The 16,576-nt window shown below is 56.9% G+C and carries 15 protein-coding genes; 12 read left to right on the top strand and 3 right to left on the bottom strand.

Annotated features, from left to right (window positions below; genetic code table 11):
- Positions 1–218: 218 nt before the first annotated feature.
- Entirely contained in the window at positions 219–2,648 is a 2,430-nt protein-coding gene (plsB, locus tag ACF8PE_RS20385; RefSeq protein ID WP_117386856.1) for a glycerol-3-phosphate 1-O-acyltransferase PlsB, read from the bottom strand.
- Positions 2,649–2,803: 155 nt separating this feature from the next.
- On the opposite strand from plsB, the gene ACF8PE_RS20380 reads away from it, so the two are divergent.
- The 4 genes from ACF8PE_RS20380 to ACF8PE_RS20365 all read left to right on the top strand — a co-directional run bounded on the left by ACF8PE_RS20380 (position 2,804) and on the right by ACF8PE_RS20365 (position 5,624).
- Positions 2,804–3,172: a diacylglycerol kinase gene (locus ACF8PE_RS20380; protein ID WP_032615965.1), complete on the top strand. Its 369-nt coding sequence runs from the start codon at positions 2,804–2,806 to the stop codon at positions 3,170–3,172.
- Between the two features lie 109 nt (positions 3,173–3,281).
- A complete protein-coding gene (gene lexA, locus ACF8PE_RS20375) occupies positions 3,282–3,890 on the top strand; it encodes a transcriptional repressor LexA (protein WP_032615967.1) in 609 nt (202 codons plus the stop codon).
- Positions 3,891–3,953: 63 nt separating this feature from the next.
- Positions 3,954–5,273, top strand: coding sequence for an MATE family efflux transporter DinF (dinF, locus tag ACF8PE_RS20370; RefSeq protein WP_151583451.1), 1,320 nt, complete (start codon positions 3,954–3,956; stop codon positions 5,271–5,273).
- 141 nt (positions 5,274–5,414) lie between these two features.
- Positions 5,415–5,624 (top strand): CsbD family protein, encoded by a 210-nt coding sequence (locus ACF8PE_RS20365; protein ID WP_032615972.1) that lies wholly within the window; start codon positions 5,415–5,417, stop codon positions 5,622–5,624.
- Between the two features lie 69 nt (positions 5,625–5,693).
- Here the strand turns inward: ACF8PE_RS20365 and zur are convergent, their stop codons facing one another.
- Entirely contained in the window at positions 5,694–6,209 is a 516-nt protein-coding gene (zur, locus tag ACF8PE_RS20360; protein WP_032615974.1) for a zinc uptake transcriptional repressor Zur, read from the bottom strand.
- A 112-nt stretch (positions 6,210–6,321) separates the two neighbouring features.
- Here zur and ACF8PE_RS20355 point away from each other — a divergent pair, with 112 nt between their 5' ends.
- The 4 genes from ACF8PE_RS20355 to pspG all read left to right on the top strand — a co-directional run bounded on the left by ACF8PE_RS20355 (position 6,322) and on the right by pspG (position 9,745).
- Positions 6,322–6,810: a cupin domain-containing protein gene (locus tag ACF8PE_RS20355; RefSeq protein WP_032615976.1), complete on the top strand. Its 489-nt coding sequence runs from the start codon at positions 6,322–6,324 to the stop codon at positions 6,808–6,810.
- 163 nt (positions 6,811–6,973) lie between these two features.
- A complete protein-coding gene (locus ACF8PE_RS20350) occupies positions 6,974–8,284 on the top strand; it encodes a conjugal transfer protein TraF (protein WP_234549391.1) in 1,311 nt (436 codons plus the stop codon).
- An 80-nt stretch (positions 8,285–8,364) separates the two neighbouring features.
- Positions 8,365–9,360 carry a tRNA dihydrouridine(20/20a) synthase DusA gene (dusA, locus tag ACF8PE_RS20345; protein ID WP_117386859.1) on the top strand — a complete coding sequence of 332 codons (996 nt, stop codon included), beginning with the start codon at positions 8,365–8,367 and terminating at the stop codon, positions 9,358–9,360.
- A gap of 142 nt (positions 9,361–9,502) precedes the next feature.
- Positions 9,503–9,745 carry an envelope stress response protein PspG gene (gene pspG, locus ACF8PE_RS20340; protein WP_032615982.1) on the top strand — a complete coding sequence of 81 codons (243 nt, stop codon included), beginning with the start codon at positions 9,503–9,505 and terminating at the stop codon, positions 9,743–9,745.
- Positions 9,746–10,091: 346 nt separating this feature from the next.
- On the opposite strand, the gene ACF8PE_RS20335 is transcribed toward pspG, so the two are convergent.
- A complete protein-coding gene (locus ACF8PE_RS20335) occupies positions 10,092–11,075 on the bottom strand; it encodes a quinone oxidoreductase (protein ID WP_032615984.1) in 984 nt (327 codons plus the stop codon).
- A gap of 85 nt (positions 11,076–11,160) precedes the next feature.
- Between ACF8PE_RS20335 and dnaB the strand changes: the two genes are divergently transcribed.
- From dnaB to aphA, 4 genes are all read left to right on the top strand, one after another.
- On the top strand, positions 11,161–12,573 hold the full coding sequence (gene dnaB, locus ACF8PE_RS20330) for a replicative DNA helicase (protein WP_032615986.1): 1,413 nt from the start codon (positions 11,161–11,163) through the stop codon (positions 12,571–12,573).
- A gap of 205 nt (positions 12,574–12,778) precedes the next feature.
- Entirely contained in the window at positions 12,779–13,858 is a 1,080-nt protein-coding gene (alr, locus tag ACF8PE_RS20325; RefSeq protein WP_059308947.1) for an alanine racemase, read from the top strand.
- Between the two features lie 582 nt (positions 13,859–14,440).
- Positions 14,441–15,634 carry an aromatic amino acid transaminase gene (gene tyrB, locus ACF8PE_RS20320; protein WP_032615989.1) on the top strand — a complete coding sequence of 398 codons (1,194 nt, stop codon included), beginning with the start codon at positions 14,441–14,443 and terminating at the stop codon, positions 15,632–15,634.
- Between the two features lie 195 nt (positions 15,635–15,829).
- Positions 15,830–16,543: an acid phosphatase AphA gene (gene aphA / locus ACF8PE_RS20315; RefSeq protein ID WP_032615991.1), complete on the top strand. Its 714-nt coding sequence runs from the start codon at positions 15,830–15,832 to the stop codon at positions 16,541–16,543.
- Positions 16,544–16,576 lie beyond the last annotated feature (33 nt).

Genomic DNA, 16,576 nt, shown 5'->3' with positions numbered 1-16,576 from the left:
TGAGCGCAGTGCGAAGCACAGGTTTCATTGCGGGGCCGCATGGATTGACAAGGGGGGCCCGGCGGCCCCCCTTGTCACGTTCGCGGGTTATGTAATGCCATATTCTGCTGAACATGAGGTGAACGGAACAATCCATCGGGCTTAACTGACTGGCATTACAGCCTTTAGGCTGCCATTTTTTATGTTTGCTCCCTCTCCCGGTGGAAGAGGGGCGGGCATCAGACCGCAGACTCGCCCTGCGTTGCGCTCTCAATCGTTAAGCGCACGTCGGAGGTAATCAGGTCTGCCAGCATCTGGTACACCTTCATCGTCTCTTCAGGCTCGGCATCACCACTGTCGCTGATATAACCCTCGTCACGCAGCGTTAACACCAGTGAACTGAATACCGCTTTATCGAAGAACTCCGGCGCGTTGATGCCATGCAGCATCGAGAGACGCTGTGCCAGCGTGCGGCTCTCTTTCTCCAGCGTACCGCGGTTGATCGACGGGTTGGCGCTCAGCAGCCAGAAAGTAATGGCGTAGCGCTGCACGGTTTCGCGTGCGCCTGCCGCCAGCAGTTGCAGCGTGCGCGCCCGGGACGGGTTGATCAGCAGAAGGTCATCTTTCTGCGAAATCAGACCCTGGCGGGTCAGCTCTTCAATCTGCTTATCCAGCACCTCGGCCAGCTCGTCGTTGTTCCAGCGCAGGAACAGCTCGGCTTTCAGCATCGGGTAAAGGGCGGTGACATGCTCCAGGAGCGCCTTACGGGTGATCTGGCGATGCTGGGTGATGATGGCCGCCATCAGCGAAGGCAGCATCAGCATATGCGCAATGTTGTTGCGGTAATAGGTCATCAGCACCGCCTGCTCGCGCGGCAGAATGATGATATCGCCGATGGTGTCCTTCTCGACCTCAAACTTGTTCATCTGCAGCGCGTGCTCAAGCAGCTCGCTGGCGCTGGCGGTCGGCACCGTGGCGTCTTCCGCGTACGGCACGTTGCGCAACAGGTTCAGGTAGCAGTCGAGCTGCTCGGTCAGCTGCTCGCGGGTAAGCGAACGCTGGCGAGAGCCAAGCAGGGCGGTACAACACAGGTTCATGGCGTTGGCCGCACCGGCGTTGTTAATGCGCACCATCAGATCGGCGGCAATGGCGTTAACCGTTGGCGTCAGCCAGGCCGGACGCACTGCTTCGATCGGGTCGATGGACTCACGCCACTCCGGCACACGGTGATTCAGGTAGGTCATCAGCGGCATAGGTTCGCCGAAGTTCACATACCCCTGGCCGAGGTTACGCAGCTTGCTCAGGCCCCGCAGCATCTGCAGCAGGCTCTCTTTCTCTTTGGTGGCGCCGCGCAGCTCTTTGGCGTAGGTGCCCACTTCCATCACGTGCTCGTAACCGATGTAAATCGGCACCAGGGTGATTGGACGCGTACCCCCACGCAGCATCGCCTGAATGGTCATCGACAGGGTGCCGGTCTTCGGATCGAGCAAACGCCCGGTACGGGAACGGCCGCCTTCCACGAAATATTCCACCGAATAGCCACGGCTGAACAGCTCGCCCAGATACTCGCGGAACACGGTAGAGTAGAGCTTGTTACCTTTAAAGGTACGGCGAATAAAGAACGCACCCAGACGGCGGAAGATCGGGCCTGCTGGCCAGAAGTTGAGGTTGATACCCGCAGCGATGTGCGGCGGCACCAGCCCCTGGTGATAGAGCACATACGAGAGCAGCAGGTAGTCCATGTGGCTGCGGTGGCAGGGCACATAGACAATCTCATGGCCGTCGTGGGCAAGCTGCCGCACACGCTCGGCGTTGTGCACGTTAATCCCCTGATAGAGACGGTTCCAGGTAAAGCTCAGGATACGGTCGCTAAGGCGGATCATCTCATAGGAGAAGTTGGCCGCAATCTCTTCCATCAGGGCGATGGCGTTTTGCTGCGCCTTCTCGTGGGAGATTTTTTTGCTGCGCGCTTCGTCTTCGACGGCGCGGGCAATGGCTTTTGAGGCCAGCAGCTTGTTAAACAGATCCTGGCGAGCAGGCAGGCGTGGGCCTACCGCGGCCAGACGCTGACGGGCAAAGTGCATGCGCGCCACACGTGCCAGCTTCTGGGCGATGGTCTTATCCGTACCGTGTTCATCGGCCATGCGGCGCAGTGAAACTGACGGTGAAAAACGGACAAAGCTGTCGCGGCCAAGCCAGTTGACGGCAAAAAATTTCTGCACCCCGTTGAGCATGCGCAACGGCGGATTCTCTTCGCCTTTATCGCGCCCCGGACGACGGCCAAACATGACCGACACAGGCACCATCTGCACATCCAGCAGCGGGTTGCTGCGGTGCAGATCGAGGTAGTCATGGAACAGCTTGATCGACTCTTCTTTCGGTGTGTACCAGGTGAACACGCGAGGGCCACCGTGGATAAAGATGTAGCGCGGCAGTTGGGTGCCGTCGATCTCCAGCGGCTCCAGCGGATCGGGAAGATCGTGCGCCAGACATTGGGCGCGCAGCGTCAGCAAGTCGGCCTTCGAGTTATAAGGCAAAACGTACATAATAGGACGCGAGTTATCGAGTCCTAACTCCAGCGTAGGAACCGCCGGAATAGACTTGCTTTTTACCAGGACGCTTAATGGTAAATTAAGTAATTTGTAGTAAATTCGTGGCCAGCCAGACATAAACGATGTAAAGCCTCTGGTTAAAAATGCAATTGCGGCGCAAGGATAACAGAAAGCGCGCAAAATTTCTGTTGTTACCCGTCATACTTCCGGTGGCTGCGCAGGGCGCTTAAACCACCGTTTCTGACGCTATTTTCGAAGAAAGGTTTCTTTTAATGGCCAATAATACCACTGGGTTAACCCGAATCATTAAAGCTGCCGGCTATTCATGGAAAGGCATCCGTGCTGCCTGGATCAATGAAGCCGCATTTCGCCAGGAGGGTGTTGCTGTCATCGCGGCGATTATTATTGCCTGCTGGCTGGATGTGGATCCCATCACCCGCGTATTACTGATTGGCTCGGTGATGTTGGTGATGATAGTCGAAATTCTGAACAGTGCGATCGAGGCGGTAGTAGACCGTATCGGCACTGATTTTCACGAGCTATCGGGCCGGGCGAAAGATATGGGTTCTGCCGCAGTGCTGATGGCGATTATCGTTGCGTTGTTTACCTGGGTCACGCTGCTTTGGGGACATTTACGATAAGCCTTCAGAAACCGCAAAAGTCTCTGGTTTTTTATGCGGTTTGTGGTTCCAAAATCACCTTTAGCTGTATATACTCACAGCATAACTGTATATACACCCAGGGGGCGGAATGAAAGCGTTAACGACCAGGCAGCAAGAGGTGTTTGATCTCATTAGGGATCATATCGGCCAGACGGGTATGCCGCCGACGCGTGCAGAAATCGCGCAGCGTCTGGGCTTCCGTTCTCCAAATGCCGCTGAAGAGCACCTTAAGGCACTGGCGCGCAAGGGTGTGCTTGAAATTGTCTCCGGTGCGTCTCGCGGCATTCGTCTGCTGGTCGAAGCGGAAGAGGGTCTTCCCCTCGTCGGTCGTGTCGCCGCCGGTGAACCGCTGCTTGCGCAACAGCATATTGAAGGCCACTATCAGGTCGATCCTGGCATGTTTAAACCGAGCGCAGACTTTCTGCTCCGTGTTAGCGGCATGTCGATGAAAGATATCGGTATTCTGGACGGTGATCTGCTGGCAGTCCATAAAACTCAGGACGTGCGTAACGGGCAGGTCGTGGTCGCACGTATCGATGATGAAGTGACCGTTAAACGCCTGAAAAAGCAGGGTAACACTGTGCAACTGCTGCCGGAAAACAGCGAGTTTTCCCCGATTGTTGTCGACCTGCGTGAAAATAACTTTTCTATCGAAGGCCTGGCGGTTGGCGTCATCCGCAACGGTGAATGGTTATAATGCTTTTCTGACAGACTGCGGCAGTGTCGCAGTCTGTTTTTCTTGCCTCTGGCGAACATTTCCATGTCTCTCCTGACTTCTTCAGACAAGGCGTTGTGGCGTCTTGCACTTCCCATGATCGTCTCCAACATCAGCGTTCCTCTGCTTGGGCTGGTGGACACAGCGGTGATTGGTCATCTCGATTCGCCCGTCTATCTGGGCGGTGTCGCCATCGGCGCGACGGCAACCAGCTTCCTGTTTATGCTGCTGCTCTTTTTGCGCATGAGCACTACCGGGCTTACCGCTCAGGCCTATGGCGCGAAAGATCCGCTGCGTCTGGCCCGTGCGCTGGTGCAGCCGCTGATCCTGGCGCTGGGCGCAGGGTTAGTGATTGTGCTGCTGCGCACGCCGCTTATCGATCTGGCGCTGCATATTGTCGGTGGTAGCGAGGCCGTCCTGCATCAGGCGCGGCGCTTCCTTGAGATCCGTTGGCTCAGCGCCCCGGCATCGCTGGCTAACCTGGTGCTGCTCGGCTGGCTGTTGGGCGTGCAGTATGCCCGGGCACCGGTGATCCTGCTGGTGGTGGGCAACCTGCTCAATATCGTGCTGGATGTGTGGCTGGTGATGGGGCTGAAGATGAATGTTCAGGGCGCTGCCCTGGCGACCGCTATCGCGGAATACGCCACCCTGTTGATCGGCTTATGGATGGTCTGGCGGGTATTGGCGCTGCGCGGTATTTCGCTGGCGCTGCTGAAAACGAGCTGGCGCGGCAACATCCGTAAGCTACTGGCCCTCAATCGCGACATCATGTTGCGCTCGCTGCTGCTGCAACTCTGCTTCGGGGCGCTGACGGTGATGGGAGCACGGCTAGGGCCGGAGATTATTGCCGTCAACGCCGTGCTGATGACCTTGCTGACCTTTACCGCTTACGCGCTGGATGGCTTCGCCTATGCGGTCGAGGCGCACTCCGGGCAGGCCTATGGCGCACGGGAAAGCGGCCAATTGCGGGAAGTGTGGCGGGCGGCCTGCCGTCAGTCTGGCCTGGTCGCGCTGACCTTTGCCCTCATCTATGCCCTGGCAGGCGATCAAATCATTGCCCTGCTGACTTCACTGCCCGAACTGCGCGAGCTGGCGAGCCACTATCTTATCTGGCAGGTGATCCTGCCGGTGGTGGGCGTCTGGTGCTATCTGCTGGATGGCATGTTTATCGGTGCCACCCGCGGGGCGGAGATGCGCAACAGCATGGCGGTGGCCGCTGCCGGGTTTGGCCTGACGCTCTTCACCCTGCCGTGGCTGGGCAACCATGGTTTGTGGCTGGCCCTGAGCGTGTTCCTGGCCCTGCGCGGGCTGTCTCTGGGCTGGATCTGGCATAGGCACTGGCGCAACGGCAGCTGGTTTTCATAGCGGCCTCGCCTTGCCAAATGGTAAAAGATTCCGAATAACAAACCTAACGCCGCAGGCTTATCTATAATTATTATCACGTCCAGCACGAAACGTATTTCAGGACGAACTTAACCTTAACGACCGAACGAAGAGGAATCGATGATGAATAAAGACCAAGTCGGCGGTAACTGGAAACAATTCAAAGGTAAAGTGAAAGAACAGTGGGGCGACCTGACCGACGATGACATGACCGTCATCGAAGGTAAACGTGACCAGCTGGTGGGTAAAATTCAGGAACGCTATGGTTATGAGAAAGACCAGGCGGAGAAAGAAGTTGGTGACTGGGAAACCCGTAACAACTATCGCTGGTAATTAACCTATACCCGCAGGTACACGGATGTACGCCCAGGGCGACCTTACAGGTCGCCCCTTTTTTTGCCCTCAGCGCGGCTTTTTCTTCAGCTGGATAGAGTGATCGTGCTGGCAATCTTCCTGATGGCGGCAGGCTTCCACTTCGACGCAGTTACGGCACAGGCCGTGCGCCTCAATCACGTTGTGACGCAGGGCAAAGCCCATCTTCGCTGCCAGGGTATGCATGATATCTTCCACCCCTTCCGCGCCCTCTTCCTTCACGCTGCCACAGCGGTCACAGATAAACATCGCAGAGGTGTGGGTCGGCTGATCGAACAGATGGCACAGCACATAGCTGTTGGTCGATTCCACCTTATGTACAAAGCCCTGCTCAAGTAAAAAATCGAGCGCCCGATATACGGTAGGCGGTTTGGCCTGAGGCTCGCTTTCGCGCAGCAGGTCGAGCAGATCGTAGGCGCTGATGGCCCCGTTTTGCAGACTCAGCAGACGCAACACTTCAAGGCGCTGCGGAGTCAGGCGCACATTGCGTTGCGCGCACAGCTTTTCGGCTTGCGCTAACAGTGCCTGCATTGTGGTCGTTTCCATTTTGCACCTCGAATAACGTGGAATAACAAACCGCCACTTTATCATGTTCTGGCCCAAACGCCGAGATCCACCGGGTGTGCTACCCTGACGAAAAACCACAGGGGATGAAAAGATGAAAAGACCGGACTGCATTCGACACTGGCGTGAAGTAGAAGGTGCTGACAACTCGACCTATCCTGACAGCCCAGAGCGTTTCTCCATTGGCGCGCCGCTGGCGCGTGCGCTGGGGCTTGGCCGCCTCGGTATCCACCACGAACGTCTGCCGCCCGGACGTCGCACTTCTTATCCTCATGCCGAAAGCGATGAAGAGGAATTTATCTTTGTGCTCGAGGGTTATCCCGAAGCCTGGATCAACGGCTATTTATGGAAGCTGGAGCCGGGGGATAGCGTGGGTTTTCCTGCCGGGACGGGGGTCTGTCACACCTTTATTAATAATACCAGTGAAGATGTACGGTTATTAGTCGTGGGTGAAGCAAATAAAAAACATAACCGAATTTATTATCCGCTGAATCCGGTATATGCCGCCACGCGCGAAGATCGCTGGATCGATCATCCGCCGCAATTTTTTGGACCTCATGATGGAAAACCAGGGCAAAAATAATTTCTTGTTCTATACATATTTAAACAGATAAGAAAATCAACGAGTTATCTAATACGAAAGTTTAGATAAATTCGTCGCCTAATACTTTTTTCACAAAGGACGTATGCCCCTGCGCGGCATTTAGCTGCCGGGGTTTATTCACCCACAATAAGTCAGGTGTCCTGTGAAAATAAAATTCAAATTTTCTGTGGCGGGAATTGCCACCGCTTTTCTTTTGTCTAATCAGGCCGGAGCTGCAAATACATGGACGGAAGCACGCGGCGATGCAATGGGTGGGACTGGCGTTGCGTCGGCGCATTATAGCAGTGGGGTATTGATCAACCCGGCCCTGCTGGCAAAATCCCAGGCGGAAGATGACGTCGCCATTATATTTCCCTCGGTGGGGGCGCAAATCAGCGATAAAGACAATCTGCAGGATAAGATCGACGAAATCAGCGATGAGATCCGCGCCGATCAGGAGATGATCGACGATCTGACCGTAGCGAGGATCATGGCCGATCCGCAGGGAACGCTCAGTGAGCTTCAGGGTGCCGCAGGCAGTCTGGCCGACCAGCTGGAGTTTCTTGAGGGAAAAACCGCGCACGGCAACGCCGGGGCAGGGATCGCCGTCAGTATTCCCGGCTCGGGGCTGTCGCTGGCGTTTGTCGCTAAGGCCAATGCCCACGCGCGCGTCAGCTCGGAGATCGACCAGCAGGATATCGATTTTCTTCGTAGATTGCAGGGCAGCATGGGGATGACCAACCAGATGGCGTTGGGTGCGGCGCGAAACGGCAGTGACGTGATTACCCGCAACCTTAACTCCATCGCCAAGGGCAGGGCGGCGATCGTCTCTGATTACGGCGTGGCGATTGCCCGCCAGTTTGATTTCAACGGCCTGCCGGTTTCGGTCGGCGTGACGCCAAAACTGCAACAAACCTGGCTCTACAACTACACCACCTCCATCTATACCTACGACAGCAGCGACTTTAACAGCAGCCGTTACCGCAATGACGATACCAGTTTTAACGTCGATGTCGGCGTTGCGGTGGACTTCGGTGAAAACTGGACGGTCGGCCTGAGCGGGCAGAACCTGTTGTCCCGCGATATTGATACCAACGATATCCGCGTTCTCAACGGGCGTACCGGGCAAGAGGTGAGTTATCAGGATACCTGGCAGATCCGCCCTCTGGTCACGGCGGGGGTGGCCTGGCATACCGGCCTGTTAACCCTCAGCGCCGACGGCGATCTGACTCAAACCCGGGGCTTCAAAAGCGAAGAAAATTCGCAGTATGTCGGGGCAGGGGCAGAGGTCTCTCTGCTGGGCTGGCTGGCGGTGCGCGGCGGCTTTCGCGGTGACGTGAAGGGCAACGACAGTAACGTCTTTACCGGCGGGCTGGGCTTCGCCCCCTTTAACACCGTGCATATCGATCTGACCGGCATCGTCGGCGAGGATGAAACCTGGGGGGCCGGAGCGCAATTTAGCGTGAGGTTCTGACAGGAACCGGAGGCGCTCTGCCTCCGGCAAATCTGTGCTATAGTAGCGCCCCCTTTTCACCAGATGCTTAAAATTTCGCCATGTCGTCAGAAAACTCGTCCATCTATCCTGCTCACCGTTTTTCCATCGCGCCGATGCTCGACTGGACAGACAGACACTGCCGCTACTTTCTGCGTTTGCTGTCGCGCCATACTCTGCTCTATACCGAGATGGTGACCACCGGGGCGATTATTCATGGCAAGGGCGACTACCTCGCCTTCAGCGAAGAAGAGCATCCGGTAGCCTTGCAGCTCGGCGGCAGCGATCCGGCCGCGCTGGCGCACTGCGCGAAGCTGGCAGAAGAGCGCGGTTACGACGAAATCAACCTCAACGTTGGCTGCCCCTCCGATCGTGTGCAGAACGGCATGTTTGGTGCCTGCCTGATGGGCAATGCGCAGCTGGTGGCCGACTGCGTGAAAGCGATGCGCGATGTGGTCTCCATTCCGGTGACGGTCAAAACCCGTATCGGCATCGACGATCAGGACAGCTACGAATTTCTCTGCGACTTTATCGGCACGGTAGCCGGCAAGGGCGAGTGCGACATGTTTATCATCCATGCCCGCAAAGCCTGGCTTTCTGGCCTTAGCCCGAAAGAGAACCGTGAGATCCCGCCTCTGGATTACCCGCGTGTCTATCAGCTGAAGCGTGATTTCCCGCAGCTGACCATGTCGATCAATGGCGGTATCAAATCTCTGGACGAGGCCAAAGCGCATTTAGCGCATATGGATGGCGTAATGGTGGGCCGCGAGGCGTACCAGAACCCGGGCGTGCTGGCGGCGGTCGATCGCGAAATCTTTGGTGTGGATTGCGCCGATCGCGATCCGGTCGCGGTGGTGCGGGCAATGTACCCCTACATTGAGCGTGAGCTGAGCAACGGCACCTATCTGGGCCACGTGACCCGCCACATGCTGGGTCTGTTCCAGGGGATCCCGGGGGCGCGCCAGTGGCGTCGTTACCTGAGTGAAAACGCCCATAAAGCGGGAGCCGATATCGAGGTGCTGGAGCAAGCGCTGCGTCTGGTGGCAGACAAGCGATAATTTTCACTAAAACCTGGTCAAATTCACCACGCCCGGCACCGCATTGCCGGGCGTTTTTATTTACTATCAATCACTTATTTTTGGCACGGATCTTGTAATAGTCATAGCAGCGTATCGTTGTTATGCATTACTGGAGAGAGCCATGCTGGAACTACTTTTTGTGATTGGATTTTTTGTCATGCTGTTGGTAACCGGCGTCTCGCTGCTGGGGATCATTGCCGCATTGGTGGTTGCCACCGCGGTGATGTTTATCGGTGGGCTGTTTGCCCTGATGCTAAAACTGCTGCCGTGGTTGCTGTTGGCCGTGGCGGTGGTGTGGGCGATACGGGCGATTAAATCGCCAAAAATCCCACGCTATCAGCGCAATAACCGCTTTCGTTACTAAGGTATTGAGCGGTTCGTCACATCCTTGCAACTTTTACGGCAGCATTGCTTAGAACAGAATAGGATTTAGTTATCGAATCTGTCACTATTGCCGCCGTTAAAGAATTCATCGTGCTGTACCCTACATACAGCCGAACTAAAAAAAGAAAGGGCTTCCTCCGGGAAGCCCAATTTCTTTCTGACCCGTTATCATTCCTGCCGCAAATGCGTTGACTGCTTTCATTCACCCCAGTCACTTACCTGAGTAAGCTCCTAGGGTTCATTCAATTGTCGCGTTACCCGGCCTTTCGGGGCCAGCGCAAGCGCTGTTCAAAGCCTTAAGCGTTTTGTCCTGCAACATGAATTATTCAGGGGATCAGCAGACTCGACCCCTGCGTCGCCCGGCTCTCCAGCACTTCATGCGCCCGTTGCGCATCGGCCAGCGGATATTTCTGCGCCTCCGCCACATCCACCTTAATTACGCCGCTGGCAATCAATGAGAACAGCTCATTGCTGGCCTCAACCAGTTCGTCATGATTGGTGATGTAGCCTTGCAGCGAAGGACGAGTGGCGAACAACGACCCTTTCTGGTTGAGAATGCCGAGATTCACCCCGGTCACCGGGCCGGAGGCGTTACCGAAGCTGACCATCAGGCCGCGACGTTGCAGACAATCCAGCGAGGCTTCCCAGGTGTCTTTGCCCACCGAGTCATACACTACGCGCACCTTTTTACCGCCGGTGATCTCTTTCACCCGCTCAACGATGCTCTCTTCACGGTAGTTGATCACCTGCCAGGCACCCGCCTGAAGCGCGCGCTGCGCCTTTTGCGCGTTGCCGACGGTGCCGATCAGTTTGGCGCCCAGCGCTTTTGCCCACTGACAGGCAATCAGCCCAACGCCGCCTGCGGCCGCGTGGAACAGGAACTGTTCATCGGGTTTGATCTCATAGGTTTTGCGCAACAGATAAAACACCGTTAACCCTTTCAGGAAGGAGGCGGCGGCCTGCTCAAAGGAGATGGCGTCAGGCAGAATGGCGGCTTTATCTGCCGGGACATTGTGGATCGAGCTGTAGGCGCCGAGGGCAGATTGCGCATACACCACGCGGTCGCCCTCTTTTATATGCTTAACGGCGCTGCCCACTTTGACCACTACGCCCGCCGCTTCGGTGCCCAGTCCGCTTGGCAGAGCCGGGGGCGGATAAAGGCCTCCGCGGATATAGGTGTCGATATAGTTAATACCAATGGCTTTGTTTTCGACCTGGACTTCGTTATCGCCAGGCGCGGTGGGGGTAAACTCTACCGCTTTGAGAACGTCCGGGCCGCCGTGCTTATGAAATTCAATACGCGTTGCCATTTATCCTCCAGTGACATTTGGGTGGGGCAAATGTTATGAATCATGGTAAAATATCGACCCCATTTCTATCTCGGCTCCCTTCACTATGGCAGGAAATAAACCCTTCAACAAACAGACTGAGCCCCGCGAGCGCGATCCGCAGTTAGCCGGGTTAAAAGTCCCGCCGCACTCGATTGAAGCGGAACAGTCGGTGTTGGGCGGTTTAATGCTGGATAACGAACGCTGGGACGATGTTGCCGAGCGCGTTGTCACCGACGATTTCTATACCCGCCCGCACCGCCATATCTTTACCGAGATGGCGCGTTTGCAGGAGTCGGGCAGCCCGATTGACCTGATCACGCTCGCGGAATCGCTGGAGCGACAGGGACAGCTCGAATCCGTTGGCGGCTTCGCCTATCTGGCCGAGTTATCGAAAAATACCCCAAGTGCGGCGAACATCAGCGCCTACGCCGATATCGTGCGCGAACGTGCGGTTGTGCGCGACATGATTTCCGTCGCCAATGAAATCGCAGAAGCCGGTTTCGATCCGCAGGGGCGTAACAGCGACGAGCTGCTCGATCTAGCCGAATCCCGGGTATTTAAAATCGCGGAAAGCCGCGCCAATAAAGACGAAGGGCCAAAAAACATTGCCGAAGTGCTGGACGCCACCGTCTCGCGTATCGAGCAACTGTTCCAGCAGCCGCATGACGGGGTAACCGGGGTCAACACCGGCTATGACGATCTGAACAAAAAGACCGCGGGTCTACAGCCGTCGGATCTGATTATCGTCGCCGCGCGTCCGTCGATGGGGAAAACCACCTTTGCGATGAACCTCGTCGAAAATGCGGCGATGTTGCAGGATAAACCGGTTTTGATTTTCAGTCTGGAGATGCCCTCCGAGCAGATCATGATGCGTTCTCTGGCCTCGCTGTCGCGCGTGGATCAGACTCGCATTCGTACCGGCCAGTTGGACGACGAAGACTGGGCGCGGATCTCCGGCACCATGGGCATTCTGCTGGAAAAACGGAACATCTATATCGATGACTCCTCCGGCCTGACGCCGACGGAAGTACGTTCCCGCGCGCGCCGCATTGCCCGCGAGCATGGCGGCATTGGCCTTATCATGATCGACTACCTCCAGCTGATGCGCGTTCCGTCCCTGTCGGATAACCGTACCCTGGAGATTGCCGAAATCTCCCGCTCGCTGAAGGCGCTGGCGAAAGAGTTGCAGGTGCCTGTTGTGGCGCTGTCGCAGCTTAACCGCTCTCTGGAACAGCGTGCCGATAAACGCCCGGTGAACTCCGACCTGCGTGAGTCTGGCTCCATCGAGCAGGATGCTGACCTCATCATGTTCATCTACCGTGATGAGGTGTATCACGAGAACAGCGATCTTAAAGGCATCGCAGAAATTATTATCGGTAAGCAGCGTAACGGCCCGATCGGTACGGTGCGGCTTACCTTTAACGGCCAGTGGTCACGCTTTGATAACTATGCGGGCCCGCAATACGACGACGAATAGCGCTTCCTCATCCTTCACGCCGCAGGGGCGTTGACTGCGCCCGCTCACCCCGGCTTACTAAGCTCCCGGGGTGAACGGGCTTGTCACGTGACTCGGCTGCGTCCTCGCCCCTTCGGGGCCTGCGCAGGCGCTGTTCAAAAACGCGATAGCGTTTTTGTTCTGCATCGTGAATGATGCTGGAGAGTCTTTTTATTAAGGAATTCAAATGCAAGCGGCAACTGTAGTCATTAACCGCCGCGCTCTGCGACACAACCTGCAACGCCTGCGTGAACTGGCTCCCGCCAGCAAACTGGTTGCAGTCGTGAAAGCGAACGCTTACGGACACGGTCTGATCGAGACCGCGCGAACGCTCCCTGATGCAGACGCCTTTGGCGTCGCCCGTCTCGAAGAAGCCCTACGCCTGCGCGAAGGGGGGATCACCCAGCCGATACTGCTGCTCGAAGGCTTCTTTAATGCCGCCGATCTGCCAACCATCGCCGAAAAACAGCTGCATACCGCCGTGCACAACAGAGAGCAGCTCGAGGCGCTGGAGAACGCGGTACTCAGTGAGCCGGTCACCGTGTGGATGAAGCTCGACACCGGCATGCACCGCCTCGGCGTACGCCCGGAGCAAGCTGAGGCTTTTTATCAGCGTTTAAGCCAGTGCCAGAACGTTCGTCAGCCGGTCAATATCGTCAGCCATTTTGCTCGCGCCGATGAGCCGGAATGTGGCGCGACCGAACAGCAGCTCGATATCTTCAATACCTTCTGCGAAGGCAAGCCGGGCTTACGCTCGATAGCGGCCTCCGGCGGTATTTTGCTGTGGCCGCAGTCCCACTTCGACTGGGCGCGTCCGGGCATTATTCTGTATGGCGTTTCACCGCTGGAGGGCAAACCCTGGGGGCCGGACTTCGGTTTTCAGCCGGTGATGTCACTCACTTCCAGCCTGATTGCGGTGCGCGAGCACAAAGCCGGTGAACCGGTGGGCTACGGCGGCACCTGGGTCAGCGAGCGCGACACCCGTCTGGGCGTGGTGGCGATGGGCTATGGCGACGGTTACCCGCGCGCGGCCCCATCCGGTACGCCAGTGCTGGTCAATGGCCGCGAAGTGCCTATTGTCGGCCGTGTCGCGATGGACATGATCTGCGTTGACCTCGGGCCAGAGGCGCAGGAGAAGGCGGGCGATCCGGTGATCCTGTGGGGAGAAGGTTTACCCGTGGAGCGAATCGCGGAAATTACAAAAGTGAGCGCTTACGAACTTATCACCCGACTGACGTCGCGGGTGGCAATGCACTACCTCGACTGATATCGACTTTCCCTCAATTCTGTGTGAGTGAGAAACCCGCACGGACTGCTCCCTCTCCCTTAGGGAGAGGGCTGGGGTAAGGGGGAGCATGCGACTGAGGTGATTGTTCCGTTCACCTTAGGTTCTGCACTTCTTTGTCAGTCGCGTCACTCGCGAACCTGTTAAGGGGGCTCGCCGCCTCCCTCTTCACAATCCCGGCTCCCGGCCAGGAAAATCGCCGCGTCGCGGTGCACTCAGCTTATTCCTTCAGACTTTCGGGTCGGGCACCAGCCAGCATCCCTGCAGGCTATGCCCTCCCGGCGCATCCCTGTGCCTCGCCCCGGCCTTCCGGAAACGCTTCGACGATTTTCAGCCGGACCAGGGAGCCGCTATAAGTTATTTATCCTCTTAGAACGCCGACATGGCTTTAAGGGCAATAAAATACTGGGGAGCCCTCGGCCTTTTAGAGCCAGGGTGAGGGGAAACAGGCCGCCCGCAGGTTCTGTCGCCCACACCTCATCTTCCTTAACATCCTCTCGATCTTCTGCCGCTTCCGGTTTATTGTTGAATTCCCTGCCTCATTATTACCCGGAGAACCATCGCGTGTTCCAGAAAGTTGACGCCTATGCTGGCGACCCCATCCTCTCCTTAATGGAGCGTTTTAAAGAAGATCCGCGCGGCGATAAAGTTAACCTCAGCATCGGTCTTTATTACAACGAAGCCGGCATTATTCCGCAGCTGCAGGCGGTGGCCAAAGCCGAAGAACGTCTGAACGCCACGCCGCACGGCGCCTCGCTCTATCTGCCGATGGAAGGGCTGAACAGCTATCGTCACACCATTGCCCCGCTGCTGTTTGGCGCAGACCATCCGGTTCTGGTGGAAAAGCGTGTCGCCACCATCCAGACCCTGGGCGGCTCAGGCGCGCTGAAGGTTGGCGCAGACTTCCTGCACAAATATTTCCCGGAATCCGGTGTCTGGGTGAGCGACCCGACCTGGGAAAACCACGTCGCCATCTTTGAAGGCGCAGGCTTCACGGTGAACACCTACCCGTGGTTTGACGATCAGAGCAATGGGGTGCGTGTTGGTGCGTTACTGGAAAAACTGAGCACTCTGCCGGAACGCAGCATCGTGCTGCTGCACCCGTGCTGCCATAACCCGACCGGTGCCGATCTGACCAACGATCAGTGGGATGCCGTGATTGAGGTGCTGAAAGCGCGCAACCTGATCCCGTTCCTCGACATTGCCTATCAGGGCTTTGGTGCCGGGATGGAAGAGGACGCCTATGCCATTCGCGCCATCGCCAGCGCTGGCCTGCCGGCACTGGTCAGCAACTCCTTCTCCAAAATCTTCTCCCTGTATGGCGAGCGTGTGGGTGGCCTCTCCGTGGTCTGCGAAGACCAGGACGCTGCCGGGCGCGTGCTTGGCCAGCTGAAAGCCACCGTGCGTCGTATCTACTCCAGCCCGCCAAACTTTGGTGCGCAGGTCGTGGCGACCGTGCTGGGCGACGACGCACTCAAAGCCGAGTGGCTGGCGGAAGTGGAAGCGATGCGTACCCGTATCCTTTCCATGCGCCAGACGCTGGTCGATGTGCTGAAAGAGGCGGTGCCGGGGCACAACTTCGACTACCTGCTGCAGCAGCGCGGCATGTTCAGCTACACCGGCTTCAGCGCGCAGCAGGTGGATCGCCTGCGCGATGAGTTTGGCGTCTACCTGATTGCCAGCGGACGTATGTGCGTGGCAGGCCTGAACAGCAGCAACGTTCAGCGCGTGGCGCAGGCCTTTGCCGCTGTAATGTAAGTACTTACTCGCGGCCTCCTTGCGTTGACGAAGGGGGCCGCAATCAGGAAACCCCGCGCTGTGATATCCCTCCTTTTATTACGCCTTTAATGAAGAATTTCCTTTCATTCCCCTCCCGCTGCGGTTATTTTCGATGTGGTTTTTGACCATCCGCTCAAAAATAAACAATAACGGTTTGAATATTCAGGGGATAATATGCGCAAGATCACACTGGCTTTCAGCGCTGCCTGCTTATTACTCTCGCTTAGTCACCCGGTAGTCGCGCGCCCCTCATCACCCCCACCGTTATATACCGGTACCAACGCCGCCAGACTGGCCGAACAGGAGCCGATCCATTGGGTGTCTGTTACCCAGATAGAAAACAGCCTGATGGGACGTCCGCCCATGTCGGTGGGATTTGATATTGATGACACCGTCCTGTTCTCCAGCCCGGGCTTCTGGCGGGGTAAAAAGACCTGGTCACCGCAGAGCGAGGATTACCTGAAAAATCCGGCTTTCTGGCAGCAGATGAACAACGGCTGGGATGAGTTCAGCATTCCGAAAGAGGTGGCCCGCTCGCTGATTGCCATGCACGTTAAGCGTGGCGACAGGATCTGGTTTATTACCGGGCGTCATCCTACCCGAACCGAAACCGTCACCAAAACCTTGCAGGACGCCTTTCTGATCCCCGCCGCGGCCATGAACCCGGTCATTTTTGCCGGTGACACATCGGGCACAAACAACAAAGCGTCGTGGATGGAGCAGAAACAGATCAAGATTTACTACGGCGATGCCGATAGCGACATCGCCGCAGCCCGCGAGGCAGGCGCCAGAGGCATCCGGGTGCTGCGCGCCTCCAACTCGACGTACAAACCGCTGCCACAGGCAGGGGCGTTTGGCGAAGAGGTGATCGTCAATTCAGAATACTGAGTGCATGGGGCGGAAAAGTCGCTTTTTTAAGCA

Origin of the sequence: Leclercia sp. GLN_9 (assembly GCF_043105735.1) — a bacterium.
Classification (GTDB): Bacteria; Pseudomonadota; Gammaproteobacteria; order Enterobacterales; family Enterobacteriaceae; genus Enterobacter; species Enterobacter adecarboxylatus.
This window is presented reverse-complemented; position numbering and strand designations above follow the sequence as displayed.